Genomic DNA, 20797 nt, shown 5'->3' with positions numbered 1-20797 from the left:
TAAAAATTAATATTTTTTATTTAAAGTTATGAAATATTTAATATTATCACTTATAATATTAAATGACAAAACAGTTATAAATATAGCTAAACTAGGAAAAATTATTAGATGTGGTGATGTTAACATTTCAAATCTAGATTCATTTACCATTAAACCCCATTCAGGAGTTGGTGCTTGTATCCCTAAACCTAAAAAAGATAAACTTGTGGCAGTAATAATAGAAGTACCTATTCTCATAGTAGAATATATTATAATAGAATTAATAATAAGAGGAAAAATTTGATAAAACACTATTTTAATATTAGATAATCCAATACATTGAGATGCTAAAATAAAATCTTGATTTTTTATTATTAAAGTATTACTTCTTACTAATCTAATAAAAATTGGAATATTTATAATAGTTATAGTAAATATAACATTTAAAATTCCATTCTTAATAATAACTGATATTATTACAGCTAATAATATACTAGGCAATGCAAGTAATATATCACATATTCTCATGATTAAAATATCAAAATTATTTTGGTAATATCCTGTTAATAATCCTAAAAAAGATCCAATTATGGCTCCTATAATTACAGAAATTATACTGGTTAAAAGTGTAATATGAGTTCCATATAATATTCTACTAAATATATCTCTTCCTAAAGAATCTAATCCAAACCAATGTAGTTTACTAGGTCCCGCACTAAGATGATTATAGTCAAAATAATTTTCAGGGTCAAAAGGTGTGATTAATGAATGAAATATAGATATAAAAATAAGTAATATAACAAATAAAATCGATATTATAAAACTAAAATTTAATTTTTTCATGAATAAAAAAACCTGATATATTGATTGAATTTATATATCTTATTATATAATAAATTTATTATTAAGTTTAGGATTAATTAATTTATAAATAAAGTCTAAAATTAAATTAATAATAATAAATTCTATGGAAAACAACATTATTGAAGCTTGTATTATAGGATAATCTCTCATTTCTATAGCATCTAATAATAATTTACCCATTCCTGGTAAGTTAAAAATTATTTCTATTGTAATAGATCCACTAAGTAAAAATCCAAATTGTAAACCAATCATAGTGATAATTGGAATCATAGCATTACGTAATGCATATTTCGTAAAAATTGTCCATTCACTAATACCATTGGCTCTAGCACTATAAATATAATTTTCTTGTATAATATTCATTAAAGAGACTTTAGTAATTCTACTAATAATGGACATAATAGTAATACTAAGAGTAATAGAAGGTAAAATATATGCACAATAACTATTACTATAAATTAAAATAAAATTATTTTTTATGGAAAAAAATTCTATTAATAATAATCCAATTGTAAAAGAAGGAAATGATATTCCAGCAATAGTAAATATATTGATTATATTATCAATATAACTATTATTTTTTATACAACTAAATATGCCTAATAAAATACCAGTAATAGATCCTATTAAAATACTTATTATTGTTAAAAAAAATGTATTTAAAAATTTTTTTGAAATTTCTTCTAATACAGGTTTTTTAGAAATAAATGAATAACCTAAATTACCATGTATAATATTTTTTAAAAAACATATAAACTGTTTAATTAAGTTTTGATCTAATCCTAATTCAGTACGAATGTTTTTGATAGTAATATTACTAACTTCAGAATTACTCATTAAACTAACTGGATCACCTGGTAATATATGAGATATTATAAATACAATAGAAATAAGTATAAATATTAAAATAATTGTTTCTATAAATTTTTTAAATATAAACATTAACATAAATTTTAATATTATTAATTAATATACTTTATCAGCTTCATTAAAATCAAAACCTCCATCAGGTTGTATAAAAAAATTAATTAAATTTTTATTATAAGCACAAATTAATTTTTCTATTACTAAAGGAGCCCATGGTTTATCATTCCAAATAATATCTTGTATTTTCTTATATAATTCTTTTTTAATTTTTATATTATTTGTTTTATTAGCATTGATTAATGTTGTATCTACAATTTTATTACTATAAAAAGATGTATTAAATAATTCTGGAGGAAAAGATGATGTTGAGAATAATGGACTTAAAGCCCAATTAATTTCTCCTGTAGATGGAGACCATCCTGTATATAACATTAATAATTCACTATTATTTTTATTCTTAGATTCCACTTGTGTAACTCTTTGTTCTGTATTTAAAGCAAATATTTTGATATGAATGCCAACCAATAATAATTGTTGTTGAATAATTTGTAATGCTTTTAATGATGTATTATTATTATGTGATGACCATAATATAGTATTAAAACCATTAGGATATCCAGCTTGTTTTAAAAGTTCTTTTGATTTTTTAATATTATATTTTATAGTTGGATAACTTATTGAATATTTTATTAAAGGAGAAATGATACCATAAGAAGGTATAGCATATCCAGAAAAAGCTACTTTAATTAAAATATGACGGTTAATGGCATAATTAATTGCTTTTCTAACTTTTAAATTATTAAAAGGAGGTTTAGTAATATTAAAACTAATATATCTTTGCATAATTGAAGTAATTACAGATATTTTAATATTATAAGATTTATTTTTTAAAAATTTAATTTGTTCATAAGAAATAGGAAAAGCAAAATCTACTTCTCCATTTTTTAACATTATTACTCTACTATTATTATCTAATATTGACAACCAAGTAATACTATCTAATTTAGGATAATTTTTTTTCCAAAAATTTTTCCATTTTTTAACTTTTAAATATTCTTTTTCAGACCATTCTATAAAAATATACGGTCCTGTTCCAACAGGATGAAATTTAATATTTTTACCATATTTATTAATAGCACTAGGTGATACTATTACTGATGCTGGATGTGCTAAGATATTAATAAATGAAGAAATTGGTTGTTTTAAAATAAATTTTACTGTTAAGTCATTTACAACTATAACTTGATTAATTATACTAAATAAACTATATCTTTTAAAATTATTATTTTTATCTTTAAAACGATCAAAATTAATTTTTACTGAATTAGCATTAAAATTAGTATTATCATGAAATTTAATACCAGATTTTAAATAAATAATCCAAATATATCCAGATTTTTCTATTTTATAACTTTTTGCTAATACATTTTTTATATGCATATTTTTATCAAATTCAAATAATCCTTGATAAAATGATTTAGAAACATTTTGTGATAATGTATCATTTGCATCATATGGTTCTAGAGTAGTTATATCTGAACCAATTGCTATTATTACATTTTTTGTATTAGCGAACAATGTACTATTAAACATAAAAAAAATAAAAAATAATATATATTTAATATTATGTTTTATTATCATTATTTATTTACCTTAGTTGTAATCATTATTAGATTCTTGAATTATATAATGATCTTTTCCGACTTGAATAAAATTTTTTGTTGGTAATATAGTTCCAATAGGAAAAATATTATTTTTGGTAAAATTATCAGAAAAAAACAATATATCAGAATATTGTTTTTTTTTAATATTCATATTAAATGTAGATAATATTAATTTTTTAGTATAACTATGTTGTGGATTTTCAAAAATTAATTTTGAAGGACCAATTTCTATTATTTGTCCTAAATACATTATTGCTATACGGTGACTAATACGTTTTATCATTGCAATATCATGAGATATTATGATAAATGATATATTAAATTTATTTTGCAATTTAAGTATTAAATTAAATATTTTAGACTGTAATATAATATCTAAAGAGGAAAATGATTCATCTGCTATTATAATTTTTGGGTTAACAGCTAATGCTCTAGCTATGCAAATTCTTTGACGTTGTCCCCCGGAAAGTTCCTTAGGATAATAATTTATATAATCAGATTTTAATCCTACACATTTAAGTAAATATTTTACACGTTCTATTAATTCATTATATGTTAATAATATCTTATGTACTAATAATGGTTCCATTATAGAATAACCAATAGTTTTTTGAGGATTAAGAGATGTATATGAATTTTGAAAAATACATTGTATATTTTTTTTAATAAAGAACAAATCTTTTTTATTAGATAAATTTATTTTTTTATTATTTAAGTAAAATAATTTAATTTTACTTTTAACTAGATTAAAAATAGATTTTACTATTGTAGATTTGCCACATCCAGATTCACCAATGATAGATAATGTTTCTCCTTTATATAAATGTAAAGAAACTTTTTCTACAGCATATATTTGATTTAATGTTTTATTAAAAAAATTTTTTTTTATATCAAAACGAGTAACAATATTTTTTATTATTAAAAGAGGTATATTTTTTTTAATTATAGTTTTATTAGATGCATGTTTATTATATAATGAACTATATTTTATAGTATAAAAAAATTTTTTATTGTTATTCAAAATAAATTTAGGATAATTTTTTAATAAATATTGTGTATAATTATGCTTAGGATTATTTAAAATTTTTTGTACAGAAGATTTTTCTACTATTTTTCCTCTATACATAATAATAACTTTATCTGCTATTAAATTAATTAAACTTAAATTATGTGTAATAAAAATTATTCCTATATTTTTTTCTTTTTTAATATCTTTTATTAATTTTAATAATTGTTTTTGTAATATAGTATCTAAAGCAGTAGTTGGTTCATCAGTAATTAAAACTGTTGGATTACATGATATAGCTATAGCAATACATATTCTTTGTAACATTCCTCCTGATAATTGATAAGGATAATAGTTAATAATATTATTAATATTAGAAATTTTTACTAAATCTAACATTCTCTTAGCTTCTTTTAATGAAGAACTATAATTTTTATGTTGATGTAATTTAATTACTTCTGTTATTTGCTCTCCTATTTTAAATAAAGGATTGAGGCTACTAAAAGGATCTTGAAATATCATAGATATTTCTGATCCTCTAATTCTAGATAAATCAAATGGTTTTAATTTGATTAGATCTAATTTTTTATTTTTTTTTGTATGTAAAATAATTTTACCATTAATAATTTTACCTCCATAAAATTCAATTAAACGCATTATAGATAATGAAGTAATAGATTTTCCTGAACCTGATTCACCAATCATAGCTAGTATTTCATTTGAATGAATATTAAATGATATATTATGAATTACTTTAATTAAATTATTATTATTATTTAATAAATTAACACTAAGATTTTTTACTTCTAGTACACATTTATTTTTATATGCACTAATAATATTCATATATCCTCTAAAAATAGTATTGAAATATCTATTTTAACAATATTTTAATTAAAATATTTAGATATTAAATTAATTTTTATTAATTGATTTTTTAATAAAATAATTGAATTTATTAAAAAAGATAAAAAAAATATCTATTTTATAAAAATAGGAACTCTTTTAGATAAAGAACACATGATTTCATATCCAATAGTATTTGCTGATTGAGCAATATCATCTATTTTAATATTTTCTCCCCATAATTCTACTTTGCTTCCAATATTTGCATTTGGAATATTTATCAAATCTACTGCAATCATATCCATAGAAATATCACCTAAAATTTTTGTAACATGTCCATCTACTAATATTGGCGTATTATTAGATATATTTCTTGGATATCCATCAGCATAACCACATGCTATAATTCCTATACGACGATATTTATTAGTATGGTATACATCATTATATCCTACAGTATTTCCAGGTAATAATTTTTGTATACTAATTATTTCACTATTTAATGTCATTACAGGAATTATTTTATTTTTTTTTATGTCATTCCAATTACCAGTAGGAGATGCGCCATATAATATTATTCCCGGTCTAACCCAATCATAATATGTTTGTGGATGCCATAATATGGCAGCAGAATTAGCAAATGAACGTAAAAAATTATATTTAATAATATTATTATTTATAGTATTAATAATATTATTATTTATAGTATTAATAATATTATTAATTACTTTATAATTTTTATAAGATGTATTAGCAAAATGTGCCATAAAAGTAATATTTTTTATTTTAATTATTTTAATAATATCTATTATTTTAGAAATATTTTTAATATTAAATCCTAACCTATTCATACCACTATTAATTTTTATATATATATCAATTGGATATTTTGGTTTATTTAAGATTAGCATGTTTAATTGCCAATAACTATGTATAGTAATTGTAAAATTATATTTATATATTATATCTAAATCTTTCAGATGAAAAATTCCTTCTAATAATAAGATAGGTTTATTACAACCATATTTTCTTAATAATATAGCTTCATCTAAAGTTAATACTGCAAAACCATCTGTTTGTATTAAACTTTTCCAAACATTTTTAATACCATGTCCATATGCATCAGCTTTAATTACTGACCAGATTTTTGATTTAGATGTTATATTTTTAATTAATTGTAAATTATGTTTTAACGCATTAGTGTTGATAACAGCAAAAATAGGTCTAGTCATTCATAATATCTCTAAAAAATTTATTAAAAAAATTAAATTAATATATTTATTAGTTTAAATTATCTAAATAATACAAATATATATGTTATATTAAAATAAATTTGATTTCAATATAGTTATAATTTGTTAATTTAATAAAATTATTATTGAAGATAAATAAACTTAAAAAACATTTATAATATATTTTGATAAAGTTAATAATTATTTAAATATTTATTAGGAGCTACAATGATGATTACCAGTAAATTTGGTATTGGTCAACAGGTTAGACATAAATTATTAGGTTTTTTGGGAGTAATAATTGATGTTGATCCTGAATATTCACTAAGAGATCCTAAAGTTGATGAAGTTGCTGATAGCATAACATTACGTAAAAAACCATGGTATCATGTAGTAATGGAAGATGATACAGGACAACCTATACATACATATTTAGCAGAAGTACAACTTTCAGGAGAACCATTAGAATATGAACATCCTGAACATTCATCATTAGATGAATTAGCAGCTTCTATTAAAAAACAATTAATAACACCTAGATTAAGGAATTAATTAAAAAATATCAAGAGATAAAGATAAGCGGAAAAATATACCGCCTATCATTTTTATAATAAAAAATTAATAATGTTTATTATTTATTAATATAAATTTTATTGCGTTATTAATATATTTTAAAACTTTTTTTTGACCCATTAAATATATTATATAAGCAATAGGAGGACTATTAACCATACCTGTTATAGCTAATCTTAATGGCATAGCTATCTCAGAAAAATTTAAATTTAATTCTATAGATATTTCTTTTATAGAAGTATTAATGATTAATAGTGACCAAATATTAATTAATGTAAATTTATTTAATAACTTATTTAAAATTTCTTTTGTTTCCAAATTTAAATATTTATTAATTAAATTAACTTTTGAATAATTAGGAGTATTATAAAAAATATAACATAAATTATTTATTTCTTTTAAAGTATTACATCTATTATGAAATATATTATATAAATCATTTATTTTAGGACCATTATTTATATTAATATTTTTTTTTTTAAAAAAATTAGTTAAGTAATTAATCATGTATTGTTTGGGTAATTTACTTAAATAATATTTATTTAACCAATTTAATTTATTAACATTTAATATACTAGGTGACTTACTAATATTATTTAAATTAAATAACTTTTTCATATCATTTAATGAAAAAATTTCTTGATTACCATAAGACCAACCCAAACGTACAATATAATTTAATAATGCTTCTGGTAAATAACCTGATTTTTTATATTGTAAAATATCTATATTATTAAATCTTTTGGAAATTTTTTCTCCTGATTTATTAACAATCATAGAAACATGTGCATATATTGGTATTCGAGCCCCTATAGCTTTAATGATATTAATTTGTCGAGGAGTATTATTTATATGTTCTTCTCCTCTAATAACGTGTGTAATTCCCATATCCCAATCATCAACAACTACACAAAAATTATACGTTGGTATACCATCAGTTCTTTTTATTATTAAATCATCTAATTCATTATTATTGAATATAATAGTTCCACGAATTTTATCTTTAAATTTTACTATACCATGATCAGGATTACGAAATCTTACTACAAATGATTTATTATCTTTATTAAAAAAATTAGTTAAATTTCTACACTTACCATTATATTTTATTTTTTTTCCTATTAATGTCTGTTCTATTTTATTTTTTTCTAATTCTTCTTTAGAACAATAACATTTATACGCTAATTTTTTTTTAATCATATTATTAATAATATGGTTATATCTGTCAATTCTTTTACTTTGAAAATAAGGACCTTCATCCCAATCAATATTTAACCATTTTAATCCATTGATAATGTTTTCAATAGAATTTTCTTTATATCTTTTAATATCAGTATCTTCTATTCTTAGAATAAAACTACCTAAATTATTTTTAGCAAATAACCAAGAGTATAAAGCTGTACGAATACTTCCAATATGTAAATTACCTGTGGGACTAGGTGCAAAACGAGTTTTTATTATCATAAATATTTTATTTTGTAGTTACTATAGTTATAATATTTAATTATTATATTATATAAATAAATATAATTTGATTTTTTATTAAATTTTTATTAAAGTATATCTACTTATTTTTATTATTAATTAAAATATAAAATATTATTTATTAGGGTGATTAGCTCAGTTGGTAGAGTCCCTCCCTTACAAGGAGGTTGTCGGCGGTTCAAGTCCGTCATCACCCATAATAAAGGGTCGTTAGCTCAGTTGGTAGAGCAGTTGACTTTTAATCAATTGGTCGCAGGTTCAAATCCTGCACGACCCAAAAATTTATTAAATAAAATTTATTATTTTAAATTTATTAAATTTATTTATAAATAATTATATTTATTAAATATTTAAAGTACATACATAAATAAGTTACATTTATTTATATTTAAATTTATGTTAGATTAAAATTATTAATCATTGAATAATAATTTTAATTATTTATAAAAAATTATGCATTATAATAAAAAAACTGTATCCATACATAATGGTTTAAATACAGATAAACAATATGGTTCTGTTATTCCTCCAATATATTTATCTACTACTTATAATTTTAATGGTTTTAATAATCCTAGAAAACATGATTATTCTAGAAAAAGTAATCCTACACGAGATATATTACAAAATGTTATTTCGTCTTTAGAAGATGGATCAGGATCAATTATTACTAATAGTGGTATGTCTGCAATTTATCTAATAATTACATCAATATTAAATCCAGGTGATTTATTAATTTGTCCTAACGATTGTTATGGTGGTACTTATAGATTATTTAAAAGTTTTTTAAGTAAAGGAATATATAAAGTTAAGTTTATTACTATGTATGATAAAAATGCATTACTATCTGCATTATTAGAAAAACCTAAAATGATTTTTATAGAAAGTCCTAGTAATCCATTATTAAATGTAATTGATATTACTGATTATTGTAATAAAATACGTAATTCAGGAGCAATTAGTGTAATTGATAATACACTACTTAGTCCTGTTTTTCAAAATCCATTAAGTTTAGGAGCTGATTTAGTAGTTCATTCATGTACCAAATATTTAAATGGTCATTCTGATATGATAGCAGGTGCAATTATATCTAAAAATATAAAATTTATTGAAACATTATCTTGGTGGAGTAATAATATAGGAGTAACTAGTTCAATTTTTGATAGTTATTTATTACTTAGAGGTATTAAAACATTATATCCTAGATTAAAAACCGCAGCAAAAAATGCTTTAATAATTATTAAATATTTAAAAACTCAAAAATTAGTAAAAAAAATATATCATCCATCAATTAGTAGTAATATTGGACATAATATAGCAAAAATTCAACAAAAAGGATTTGGAGCTATATTAAGTTTTGATTTTAATGGTTCTAAAAAAATGCTAAGTTTATTTTTAAATTCATTAAAATTATTTACTTTAGCAGAATCACTAGGTGGTGTAGAAAGTTTAATCTCTCATTCGGCAACTATGACACATGCATGTATTACAAAAGAAGAAATGTTACAAGCAAATATTTCTGATTTATTGTTGCGAATATCAGTAGGTATTGAAGATTCAAAAGATTTAATATCGGACTTAGATAAAGCATTTTTTTATGCTAATAAATACCGTTAAACTTTTTATATAATAAATAAAATTAAATCAAAAAATTTATGCGCTCTACAGGATTCGAACCTGTGACCAATAGCTTAGAAGGCTATTGCTCTATCCTACTGAGCTAAGAGCGCGAAAACTTAATATTATCACAATATTATATTATTTAAAATAAATTTAAAACATAATAATAAAATTATTTAAAAAAATGAGTTTTCTTTAAAATGCAAGCTAAAATCATTAATGGTAAAATGGTTGCTAAAAAAATATATACTAAAATAATAAATAAAATAAATAATAAATTATTTCAAGGATATAGACCACCAGGATTAGGAGTTATTTTAATTGGCAATAATATAGCATCTAAAATTTATATACAAAATAAACGTAAAGTATGTAAAAATTTAGGTTTTGTTTCTTATGATTATAATTTACCTGAAAATATAGATGAATATACTATAATAAAAATTATTGATTCATTAAATAATAATAATAATATAGATGGAATATTAATTCAATTGCCATTACCTAAAAATTTAAATTTAAGTAAAATATTAGAAAGAATATCTCCTAGTAAAGATGTAGATGGATTTCATCCATATAATATAGGAAGATTATGTCAACGTATACCTTTATTACGTCCATGTACTTCTTTAGGTATAATAAAATTATTAAAATATTATCGGATTAATATTTTTGGTCTAAATGCTGTTATTGTAGGTGCTTCTAATATAGTAGGTCGCCCTATGAGTATGGAATTATTATTATCTGGTTGTACTATTACTATTACTCATCGTTTTACTATAAACTTAAAAAGTTATATAAAAAATGCTGATTTATTAATAGTAGCTATAGGTAAACCTAATTTTATACCTGGTGAATGGATAAAATTAGGTGCTATTGTAATAGATGTAGGAATTAATAGAGTAAATAATAAAATTATAGGTGATATAAATTTTAATTCAGCAATACAAAGAGCTTCTTATATCACTCCCGTTCCGGGAGGAGTAGGTCCAATGACTGTCGCTACATTAATGCAAAATACTTTACAAGCCTATGAAATTTATAAAAAATAAAAATTTTAACATAATAATTATATCATCAATAAAGTTGATCTATAAGCCGGATTCTGTCTTGAACAGTCATTTATCTATTATAATAATCACTTATTATTTTTAAGCAGCTTACCTAGGTTTTTATAACAGTACGGATTAATACAAACCTTATTTAGCCTTGCTCCTGGTGGAGTTTACATTGTCATATATTATTACTAATATATCGGTATGCTTTTACCATACCTTTTCACCCTTACCACAAATATTTTATTATGGCGGTATTTTTTCTGTTGCACTTTTCGTAAGTTTACACTTCCCAGGTGTTACCTGGCACCATAATCCTATGGAGTCCGGACTTTCCTCTTTTATACATAAAAATAAAAGCGACTATTCAATCAACTTTATGAGATTATTATACTTTTTATAAAATAATAATCAATATTTATTTTTTAAAAAAAAAGTATACAATATATTTCTTTTAATTTTATAAATATTAGCTGTAATATTAATAGCTTTTTTTAAAGGTAAATATTTTTTCAGCATTAGTAATGTTGTAAAAGATTCTTTAGATATTGTTTTATCAATATTATTATGAAATCCATCAATAACTAAAACTATTTCTCCTTTTAATCTATTTATATCATTTTTAATCCATAAGATAATTTTTTTAACAGTATTACCATAAATACATTCCCATTTTTTTGTTATTTCTCTTGCTAAAACTAAATATCTATTTGATCCAAAAATATTTTCAATTTCATACAAACTATTTAATAATTTATGTTTAGTTTCATAAATAACTAAAGTTCTTTTTTCCAATTTTAATTCATTTAATCTATTTAATCTTTTATTTTTTTTATTTGGTAAAAAACCTTCATAACAAAATTTATTTGATGGTAATCCAGAAGCAGATAATGCTAGAATAGCAGCACAAGGCCCAGGGATAGGTATAATTTTAATAGTATTATTTTCTAAACGACATAATTTTACTATTCTATAACCAGGATCATTAATTAATGGTGTTCCTGCGTCTGAAACTAATGCTATATTATAACCATTTTTTATTTTATCAAGAATTATTTTAGATTTTTTTTTTTCATTATATTCATGATATGAATATAATTTATTTTTAATATTAAAATATTTTAATAAAATTCCTGTTTTTCTTTTATCTTCAGATAAGATTAAATCTACTTTTTTTAATATCATTAATGATCGATGATTCATATCATTATAATTACCTATTGGAGTTGGAACTATATATAAATTACCTAATATTATTTGATTTTTTTTCATATATTCACACTGATTTATATTTTTTAAAAAAACTTTACTTTTAATTTTAAAAAAATGTATAATTGGTTAATTTTATTTTATAAAAAATAAAATAATATATTGGAGGAGTGGCCGAGTGGTTAAAGGCACCGGTCTTGAAAACCGGCAATAGGAAACTATTCGAGAGTTCGAATCTCTCTTCCTCCGTAAATAAATAATTATTGTATAATATATATGTTATTATAAGTGAAAATATTTAAATTATGTATAAAAAAAAACATAAATATTTTATTTGGAATGAAAAATTTGCAGAAAAAATAGCTTTTAAAGAAGGTATAATATTAACGACAAAACATTGGGAAATAATATATTTATTACGTATATTATATAAAAAATTTAATACTGTACCTAATTTACGAATGTTAGTGATTTCTTTAAATAAAAAATACGGATTTTTAAAATTTGATAGTACTTATATATTTAACTTATTTCCTAAAGGACCAATAAAACAAGCATCAAAGATTGCTGGACTACCTAAAACTAATATATGTTTATAATAAAATGTTTTTAGTATCTTCAACAACTATTTTATCTATTTTCAAAGTATTTTACCCTACACTTACTGATATAGGTTGACTATTTTTTATACATGTTCATATTCTATCATTAAAACTGAAATCATTTCCTATCATTGATATCTGTTTCATAATATTTTTTGAAAATCTTATTAATGTTGTATTTTTTATAAATTTTATTTTTTAATTAAAAAAGCTTCAAAAGTTGAAAAAATAAAATTTCCTGAAGTATATCTTTACACCTTCGCTTAATAAAAAAACATATAATCCGTATTATTCAACGATATTAATTATATTAGTAGTTTTTGTTTTATCATTTAATAAATATGTATTTGTTATTTTAAGAATAGGTAAAAAAATCGTAAGAAAAATCTTCTTGAATTACTATTGATTTTATTTTATAATAAGTTAATAATTATTATATATTATTTTAATATACCATTTTTAACTAATATATTATACATTAAGTAGATGTACTCTCCTCATCGTCAATATTAAGTGAACCATTTATATTTTTTAATGTTTCATTATCTACTATAGTACATATTTCTGAAGCAAATTTTTTTTCTATTTTATTACTAAAAAAAGAAGTTTTATAATAATTATAATCTTTTTCTAATCCATGATCTATATTTTCATGTAATAATATTCAAGGAAAACTATATCTTAATATAACTGTAATTAATCTAGATGGTGCTTAAATTAAATTTAAATTATTTACCGCTACTATAATAATAGTATAGATGATATATATTAATATATTTTTTTTGATTATTATTATCAATAAATATAATAGAATTATAATTTGTTTTACCTTTTATTATTTTAAAAACTAAATAGTATTAAATAATACTTTTTAAAAAGTAAATTAAAATTTTATAAACATAATATTTAAAATAAATTTTAATATTTGTAATTAATATTTCATACTTAATGAATTATAAAAATATAAATAATATAAAAATTAATTATTATTTTTAATTTAATCAGATATAAGTAATAAATATTTTAATTCTGATATTTTAAATAAAGGACTAACGTTTACATAATTTAATCTTATATTTTTAAAATTTGTATTTGATGATGTTGTTACTATAGCAACAGGATATCCTTGTAACAAATTATCATATAATGCAGATATTACTAATATATCTCCTTTATTTATATTGATATTTTTTGGTAATATTTCTGACATTAAACTATATTTACAACCATTACCTTTAATAGCAAATTTAATATTAGTTTTAATTGATTGTACTGATATAAAACTTTGTGTACTACATATTAAACGGACATGGCTTGTTGACTTATTTATAGAAATGACTTGACCAACAAGTCCAAGATCATTAATTACTAATTGTCCTACATGAATGTTATTTATACTTCCTTTGTTAATTAATATTTCATCAGAATCAAAATTAAAATAAATCGGTAATTTTTCTGCAAATATTGTTTTTATATTATCTTTATTTACAATTGGTAAAATTAATAATTTCCTCAATTCTTTATTATCATGTTTTAATTGTTTTAATTGTAAAATTTCATATTTATTTTTTAATAATTGAATAAATAAATATTTATTTTGCTTTTTTAAATTGCTATTAATATTTTTATTTTCAATCATATTATTAAATATAAAATAAGATTTATTTAAAAATATATATACAGGATTTATAAATGTATTAAAATAAGACTTTAAATTAATAAAATAATTTATTATTAATATAAATACTAAAAATAATATAGCACTAATCAGTTTTGTTTTTAAAGATATTTTTTTACTAAACAGAATTTTCATAATTTTTTTATTTAAATAATAATTTATTCTTCACTAAATAAATCTCCACCATGAATATCAATCATTTCTAATGCTTTACCACCACCCCTAGCTACACAAGTTAATGGATCTTCAGCAATAGAAACAGGAATTCCGGTTTCTTCTATAAGTAATTTATCAAAATATCTTAACAATGCACCACCACCAGTTAATACCATGCCTCTTTCTGAAATGTCAGAAGCTAATTCAGGTGGACATTGTTCTAATGCAACCATAACAGAACTAACAATTCCTGTTAATGGTTCTTGTAATGCTTCTAATATTTCAGTTGAATTTAATGTAAAACTTCTTGGAACTCCTTCAGCTAAATTACGACCTCTAACTTCAATTTTTAATACTTCATCATTATTAGTTGTATATGCAGATCCAATTTGATGTTTTATCCTTTCAGCAGTCGCTTCACCAATTAAAGATCCATAATTTCGACGTACATGATTAATAATAGCTTCATCAAATTTATCACCTCCTATTCTTACAGAAGAAGAATATACAACCCCATTTAAAGAAATTACAGCTACTTCAGTAGTTCCGCCACCTATATCAATAACCATTGAACCTGTAGCTTCAGAAACTGGGAGTCCAGCACCAATAGCAGCCGCCATAGGTTCATCTATTAAAAAAACTTTCCTGGCTCCAGCACCTTGAGCAGATTCACTAATAGCTCTTCTTTCAACTTGAGTTGCTCCTACAGGAACACATATAAGTACTCTAGGACTAGGTCGCATAAAACTATTACTATGAACTTGTTTTATAAAATGTTGTAACATTTTTTCAGTAATAAAAAAATCTGCTATTACACCATCTTTCATAGGTCTAATTGCAGCTATGTTTCCTGGAGTTCTGCCTAACATTTGTTTTGCACTGTATCCTACAGCAGCAACACTTTTAGAAGTTCCTGATCTATCTTGTCTAATTGCAACTACTGAAGGTTCATTTAAAACTATTCCTTTGCCTTTAACATAAATTAAAGTATTTGCTGTTCCTAAATCAATAGATAAATCATTAGAAAACATTCCTCTAAATTTCTTTAACATATAAAAAAATCCTAATTTTAAATTTTTATTATATAATTATAAAAAATTAATTATTGATTTAATATACATTTATTTTAAAAATAAATATAGATATCTTTTATAAAGATATAATATAAATTATGTAAATTATTTATATAAATTTTATGAGTGAAAAAAAATGGTAGAATATAAAAATCATATTTTAATATTAAATGGACCAAATTTAAATCTTTTAGGTAAAAGAGAACCTAACAAATATGGATATTTATCTTTAGATAAAATAATCAATAATTTAATAAAAAAAGCTAAAAATAATAATTTAAAACTAAGTCACTTTCAATCTAATTCTGAACATTTATTAATAGATTATTTAATAAGTTTTACTAAAAAAGTAAATTATATTATTTTTAATCCAGCAGCATTTACACATACGAGTATTGCATTACGTGATACTTTATTAGCAATAGATATTCCTTTTATAGAAATACATATAACTAATATTTTTTCTAGAGAATCTTTTAGAAAAAAATCTTATTTTTCTGATATTTCAAGAGGAATAATATCTGGTTTAGGAATAGATGGATATTTTTTAGCTTTAGATTTTATAATCAAAAAATTATAATATATTATATTAAATATTTATTTATATCTATAGATATATTATTTTATATATAAAATAAATACTTTTAATGATTAATATATTTAATTTCTTTAATGATTATGAAAAAAAATACTTGATGGATGAACTTCTCCTAAAGATCCTATTAATCTTACTTCAGGTTCTAGCCAAATTCCAAATTTATTTCCTACACAATTATATATTTTTATTGCTATATATAATATATCTTTACTTTTTGCTTTACATTTATTAATAATTATTAATGAATGTTTAGAATAAATCATAGCACCACCTTTAATATATCTTTTTAAATTACATTGATCAATTAACCATGCTGCTGAAATTTTAAATATATTATTTTTTAATATATAAGGCATATTAGGAAATGTTTTTAATAATTGTATTCCTAATTTATTAGATACTAAAGGATTTTTAAAGAAACTTCCAGCATTACCATATATTTTAGGATTTGGAATTTTTTTTTTTCTTATTGTACATATATAACTAAAAATTTCATGAGGAGTAATTGTATACAAATTTAAGTGATTTAAATCTTTATAACTTATATTTGGTTTCCATTTTTTAGAAATAGTTATACCTAAAGCAATAATAATATAATTATGCATATAAAAATTTTTAAAAATACTATTTCTATATTGAAAATTACATTCTATACATGATAAACGTGTTATTTTTTTATTTAAAAGATTCATTATATCTACATATTTACAAAAATTTTGTAAACTTACACCATAAGCACCAATGTTTTGTATAGAAGCAGAACCAACACAACCAGGAATTAATGCTAAATTTTCTAGTCCAAAAATACCTTTTTTTATAGTATATTTAACTAATTGGTGCCAATTTTCTCCAGAATTCACATGTAAATTCCAATGATTTTGAGTTTCATTAATATAAATACCTTTTAATCTGTTTATTATGACAATACCTCTAAAATGATTTAAAAATAAAACATTACTCCCATTACCTAAAATAATATATGGTATAGATTTTTGACAATATTTTTCCCATATATAATATAATTCGTTAATGTTTGTTATTTTTATAATTTTTAAAGCAGTAACATCTAAACCAAAAGTATTAAAACTTTTTAGAGAATTTTTATAAATAATCATTAATTTATTTTATAAAACATTAATTAATCCTGGTATTTTCCTACTCTCACATGAGTAAATCTCATACTACCATCGGCACTACAATGTTTCACTTCTGAGTTCGGAATGGATTCAGGTGGTACCATTGCGTTATTGATACCAGGATTAAAATTACTAATAATAAATAGTTATTCAAAACGATTCTGGTGTTGTAAGGTTAAGACTCACGGGTGGTTATTAGTACTGATTAGCTCAACATATTACTATGCTTACACATTCAGCCTATCAACGTTATAGTCTTTAACGTCCCTTCAGGGATATATTTAAATAACAAATATATCCTGGGAAGAATAATCTTAAGGTAAGTTTCGCGCTTAGATGCTTTCAGCACTTATCTTTTCCGCATTTAGCTACCGGGCAATACCATTGGCATGATAACCCGAACACCAGAGATGCGTTCACTCCGGTCCTCTCGTACTAGGAGCAACTCCTTTCAATCTTCCAGCGCCCACGACAGATAGGGACCGAACTGTCTCACGACGTTCTAAACCCAGCTCGCGTACCACTTTAAATGGCGAACAGCCATACCCTTGGGACCTACTTCAGCCCCAGGATGTGATGAGCCGACATCGAGGTGCCAAACACCGCCGTCGATATGAACTCTTGGGCGGTATTAGCCTGTTATCCCCGGAGTACCTTTTATCCGTTGAGCGATGGCCCTGTCATATAGAACCACCGGATCACTAAGACCTGCTTTCGCATCTGTTCGAACCGTCATTCTTACAGTTAAGCCAGCTTATGCCTTTGCACTAACCTCACGATTTCCGACCGTGATTAGCTGACCTTAGTGCTCCTCCGTTACTCTTTAGGAGGAGACCGCCCCAGTCAAACTACCCACCAGACACTGTTCCTGATCCGGATAACGGATCTAGGTTAGAATAGTAAATGTTAAAGGGTGGTATTTCAAGGTTGACTCAATATTAACTAGCGCCAATATTTCATTGTCTCCCACCTATCCTACACGTTAATATTCAATATTCAATATCAAGCTATAGTAAAGGTTCACGGGGTCTTTCCGTCTTGCCGCGGGTACACTGCATCTTCACAGCGATTTCAATTTCACTGAGTCTCGGGTGGAGACAGTCTGACCATCATTACGCCATTCGTGCAGGTCGGAACTTACCCGACAAGGAATTTCGCTACCTTAGGACCGTTATAGTTACGGCCGCCGTTTACCGGGGCTTCGATCAAAAGCTTTTCGTAAAACGATAACTTCATCAATTAACCTTCCGGCACCGGGCAGGCGTCACACCGTATACGTCCACTTTCGTGTTTGCACAGTGCTGTGTTTTTAATAAACAGTTGCAGTCAGCTGTTATCTTAGACTGATTTCAGCTTTAAAAGTAAATTTTATTACTTACAATCAGTGTGCCTTCTTCCGAAGTTACGGCACTATTTTGCCTAGTTCCTTCACCCGAGTTCTCTCAAGCGCCTTAGTATTCTCTACCTGACTACCTGTGTCGGTTTGGAGTACGATTCTATGTTATCTAGAGCTTAGAGGATTTTCTTGTAAGTATGGTATTAATTACTTAAGTACAATAAAGCACTTAGTCATCACGCCTCAATGTTTTATTATTAACTATCCGGATTTTCCTAGATAATTCATCTACACGCTTGAACCAAGACAACCATCACTTGGATAATCTAACCTTCTTCGTCCCCCCTTCGCAATAACACTGAGTACAGGAATATTAACCTGTTTTCCATCGATTACGCTTTTCAGCCTCATCTTAGGTGTCGACTTACCCTGCCTCGATTACCGTTGGACAGGAACCCTTAGTCTTTCGGCGAATAGGTTTTTCACCTATTTTATCGTTACTCATGTCAGCATTCGCACTTCTGATATCTCCAATAAACTTCACAATTTATCTTCAACGACTTACAGAACGCTCCCCTACCCAATAAATATAAATCTATTGTCGCAGCTTCGGTGTATAATTTAGCCCCGTTACATCTTCCGCGCAGAAAAACTAGACCAGTGAGCTATTACGCTTTCTTTAAATGATGGCTGCTTCTAAGCCAACATCCTGGCTGTTTATGCTTTTCCACATCGTTTCCCACTTAATTATAACTTAGGGACCTTAGCTGGCGATCTGGGTTGTTTCCCTTTCCACAACGGACGTTAGCACCCGCTGTGTGTCTCCCGTGATAACATTATTCGGTATTTGAAGTTTGCATCGGATTGGTAAGCCTGGATGACTCCCTAACCGAAACAGAGCTCTACCCCCGAATATGAATAACACGAGGCGCTACCTAAATAGCTTTCGAGGAGAACCAGCTATCTCCCGGTTTGATTGGCCTTTCACCCCTAACCACAAGTCATCCGCTAATTTTTCAACATTAGTCGGTTCGGTCCTCCAGTTAGTATTACCTAACCTTCAACCTGCTCATGGCTAGATCACCGGGTTTCGGGTCTATACCTTGCAACTTAACGCCCTTTTAAGACTCGGTTTCCCTACGGCTCCCTTATACAGTTAACCTTGCTACAAAATATAACTCGCTGACCCATTATACAAAAGGTACGCAGTCACATTTTTAAATAACAAATGCTCCTACTGCTTGTACGTATATGGTTTCAGGTTCTATTTCACTCCCCTAACCGGGGTTCTTTTCACCTTTCCCTCACGGTACTAGTTCACTATCGGTCAGTCAGTAGTATTTAGCCTTAGAGGATGATCCCCCTATATTCAAACAAGATATTACGTGTCCCGTTTTACTCTTCGAGATTACAATTAATATATTTTAATATACGGGACTATCACCCTGTTTCGTATGACTTTCCAGACATTTTTATTAATATAATAATTGATTAGTTCTCTGGGCTTTTTCCTTTTCGCTCGCCGCTACTAAGAAAATCTCAGTTGATTTCTTTTCCTCAGGTTACTTAGATGTTTCAGTTCTCCTGGTTTACTTCGTTATTCTATGAATTCAAATAACGATAATGTATAAAATATACATTAGGTTTCCCCATTCGGATATCATCGACTAATAACGCTTCAAATCAGCTCATCGATGCTTTTCGCAGATTAGTACGTCCTTCATCGCCTCTGACTGCCAAGGCATCCACCATATACGCTTATTTACTTAACCTTACAACACCACAATCGTCTAAAATAATTTTATATTATAATTAATA

At 24.3% G+C, this 20797-nt stretch carries 16 protein-coding genes, 4 tRNA genes, 2 rRNA genes and 1 other RNA gene; 8 read left to right on the top strand and 15 right to left on the bottom strand.

The window, feature by feature from the left end; genetic code table 11:
- Window positions 1-6: 6 nt before the first annotated feature.
- From GJT81_RS00125 to alr, 5 genes are all read right to left on the bottom strand, one after another.
- Window positions 7-822 carry an ABC transporter permease subunit gene (locus GJT81_RS00125; protein WP_169785337.1) on the bottom strand — a complete coding sequence of 272 codons (816 nt, stop codon included), beginning with the start codon at window positions 820-822 and terminating at the stop codon, window positions 7-9.
- Window positions 823-864: 42 nt separating this feature from the next.
- Window positions 865-1785: an ABC transporter permease subunit gene (locus tag GJT81_RS00120; RefSeq protein ID WP_169785336.1), complete on the bottom strand. Its 921-nt coding sequence runs from the start codon at window positions 1783-1785 to the stop codon at window positions 865-867.
- A gap of 24 nt (window positions 1786-1809) precedes the next feature.
- The gene (gene gsiB, locus GJT81_RS00115) at window positions 1810-3351 is read right to left on the bottom strand and encodes a glutathione ABC transporter substrate-binding protein GsiB (protein ID WP_169785335.1); all 1542 of its coding nucleotides are present in this window, start codon (window positions 3349-3351) and stop codon (window positions 1810-1812) included.
- 12 nt (window positions 3352-3363) lie between these two features.
- On the bottom strand, window positions 3364-5226 hold the full coding sequence (locus GJT81_RS00110) for an ABC transporter ATP-binding protein (protein WP_169785334.1): 1863 nt from the start codon (window positions 5224-5226) through the stop codon (window positions 3364-3366).
- A 134-nt stretch (window positions 5227-5360) separates the two neighbouring features.
- Window positions 5361-6458 (bottom strand): alanine racemase, encoded by a 1098-nt coding sequence (gene alr, locus GJT81_RS00105; RefSeq protein WP_169785333.1) that lies wholly within the window; start codon window positions 6456-6458, stop codon window positions 5361-5363.
- A gap of 231 nt (window positions 6459-6689) precedes the next feature.
- Here alr and hspQ point away from each other — a divergent pair, with 231 nt between their 5' ends.
- Window positions 6690-7010 carry a heat shock protein HspQ gene (hspQ, locus tag GJT81_RS00100; RefSeq protein WP_169785735.1) on the top strand — a complete coding sequence of 107 codons (321 nt, stop codon included), beginning with the start codon at window positions 6690-6692 and terminating at the stop codon, window positions 7008-7010.
- Between the two features lie 66 nt (window positions 7011-7076).
- On the opposite strand, the gene gltX is transcribed toward hspQ, so the two are convergent.
- Entirely contained in the window at window positions 7077-8495 is a 1419-nt protein-coding gene (gltX, locus tag GJT81_RS00095) for a glutamate--tRNA ligase (protein ID WP_169785332.1), read from the bottom strand.
- A 145-nt stretch (window positions 8496-8640) separates the two neighbouring features.
- Here gltX and GJT81_RS00090 point away from each other — a divergent pair.
- The 3 genes from GJT81_RS00090 (at window position 8641) to metB (ending at window position 10133) form a co-directional block, all read left to right on the top strand.
- A tRNA-Val gene (locus tag GJT81_RS00090) sits at window positions 8641-8713 on the top strand.
- A gap of 7 nt (window positions 8714-8720) precedes the next feature.
- A tRNA-Lys gene (locus GJT81_RS00085) sits at window positions 8721-8793 on the top strand.
- A gap of 176 nt (window positions 8794-8969) precedes the next feature.
- Entirely contained in the window at window positions 8970-10133 is a 1164-nt protein-coding gene (gene metB, locus GJT81_RS00080; protein WP_169785331.1) for a cystathionine gamma-synthase, read from the top strand.
- 39 nt (window positions 10134-10172) lie between these two features.
- Here metB and GJT81_RS00075 read toward each other — a convergent pair.
- Window positions 10173-10246 (bottom strand) — tRNA-Arg (locus GJT81_RS00075).
- 90 nt (window positions 10247-10336) lie between these two features.
- On the opposite strand from GJT81_RS00075, the gene folD reads away from it, so the two are divergent.
- Window positions 10337-11188, top strand: a complete 852-nt coding sequence (gene folD / locus GJT81_RS00070) for a bifunctional methylenetetrahydrofolate dehydrogenase/methenyltetrahydrofolate cyclohydrolase FolD (protein ID WP_169785330.1) — start codon at window positions 10337-10339, stop codon at window positions 11186-11188.
- Between the two features lie 26 nt (window positions 11189-11214).
- On the opposite strand, the gene rnpB is transcribed toward folD, so the two are convergent.
- Window positions 11215-11570: RNase P RNA component class A (gene rnpB, locus GJT81_RS00065), an RNA gene on the bottom strand.
- A gap of 32 nt (window positions 11571-11602) precedes the next feature.
- A complete protein-coding gene (gene rsmI / locus GJT81_RS00060; protein WP_169785329.1) occupies window positions 11603-12463 on the bottom strand; it encodes a 16S rRNA (cytidine(1402)-2'-O)-methyltransferase in 861 nt (286 codons plus the stop codon).
- A 101-nt stretch (window positions 12464-12564) separates the two neighbouring features.
- On the opposite strand from rsmI, the gene GJT81_RS00055 reads away from it, so the two are divergent.
- Both GJT81_RS00055 and GJT81_RS00050 read left to right on the top strand, forming a co-directional pair.
- A tRNA-Ser gene (locus GJT81_RS00055) sits at window positions 12565-12649 on the top strand.
- A 56-nt stretch (window positions 12650-12705) separates the two neighbouring features.
- Window positions 12706-12999, top strand: coding sequence for a TusE/DsrC/DsvC family sulfur relay protein (locus GJT81_RS00050; protein WP_169785328.1), 294 nt, complete (start codon window positions 12706-12708; stop codon window positions 12997-12999).
- 481 nt (window positions 13000-13480) lie between these two features.
- Here GJT81_RS00050 and GJT81_RS02515 read toward each other — a convergent pair whose 3' ends face one another.
- The 3 genes from GJT81_RS02515 to GJT81_RS00035 form a co-directional block, all read right to left on the bottom strand.
- The gene (locus tag GJT81_RS02515) at window positions 13481-13666 is read right to left on the bottom strand and encodes a metallopeptidase TldD-related protein (protein ID WP_169785734.1); all 186 of its coding nucleotides are present in this window, start codon (window positions 13664-13666) and stop codon (window positions 13481-13483) included.
- Between the two features lie 333 nt (window positions 13667-13999).
- Entirely contained in the window at window positions 14000-14815 is an 816-nt protein-coding gene (gene mreC, locus GJT81_RS00040) for a rod shape-determining protein MreC (RefSeq protein WP_169785327.1), read from the bottom strand.
- 23 nt (window positions 14816-14838) lie between these two features.
- The gene (locus GJT81_RS00035) at window positions 14839-15888 is read right to left on the bottom strand and encodes a rod shape-determining protein (protein ID WP_169785326.1); all 1050 of its coding nucleotides are present in this window, start codon (window positions 15886-15888) and stop codon (window positions 14839-14841) included.
- Between the two features lie 157 nt (window positions 15889-16045).
- On the opposite strand from GJT81_RS00035, the gene aroQ reads away from it, so the two are divergent.
- Window positions 16046-16489, top strand: coding sequence for a type II 3-dehydroquinate dehydratase (gene aroQ / locus GJT81_RS00030; protein ID WP_169785325.1), 444 nt, complete (start codon window positions 16046-16048; stop codon window positions 16487-16489).
- A gap of 89 nt (window positions 16490-16578) precedes the next feature.
- Here aroQ and murB read toward each other — a convergent pair whose 3' ends face one another.
- From murB to GJT81_RS00015, 3 genes are all read right to left on the bottom strand, one after another.
- Window positions 16579-17622, bottom strand: coding sequence for a UDP-N-acetylmuramate dehydrogenase (gene murB, locus GJT81_RS00025; protein ID WP_169785324.1), 1044 nt, complete (start codon window positions 17620-17622; stop codon window positions 16579-16581).
- Between the two features lie 27 nt (window positions 17623-17649).
- Window positions 17650-17765: ribosomal RNA gene (gene rrf, locus GJT81_RS00020) — 5S ribosomal RNA — on the bottom strand.
- A 49-nt stretch (window positions 17766-17814) separates the two neighbouring features.
- A 23S ribosomal RNA gene (locus GJT81_RS00015) occupies window positions 17815-20751 on the bottom strand.
- Window positions 20752-20797: the final 46 nt, after the last annotated feature.

This window comes from Enterobacteriaceae endosymbiont of Plateumaris consimilis (assembly GCF_012563145.1).
Classification (GTDB): Bacteria; Pseudomonadota; Gammaproteobacteria; order Enterobacterales; family Enterobacteriaceae.
This window is presented reverse-complemented; position numbering and strand designations above follow the sequence as displayed.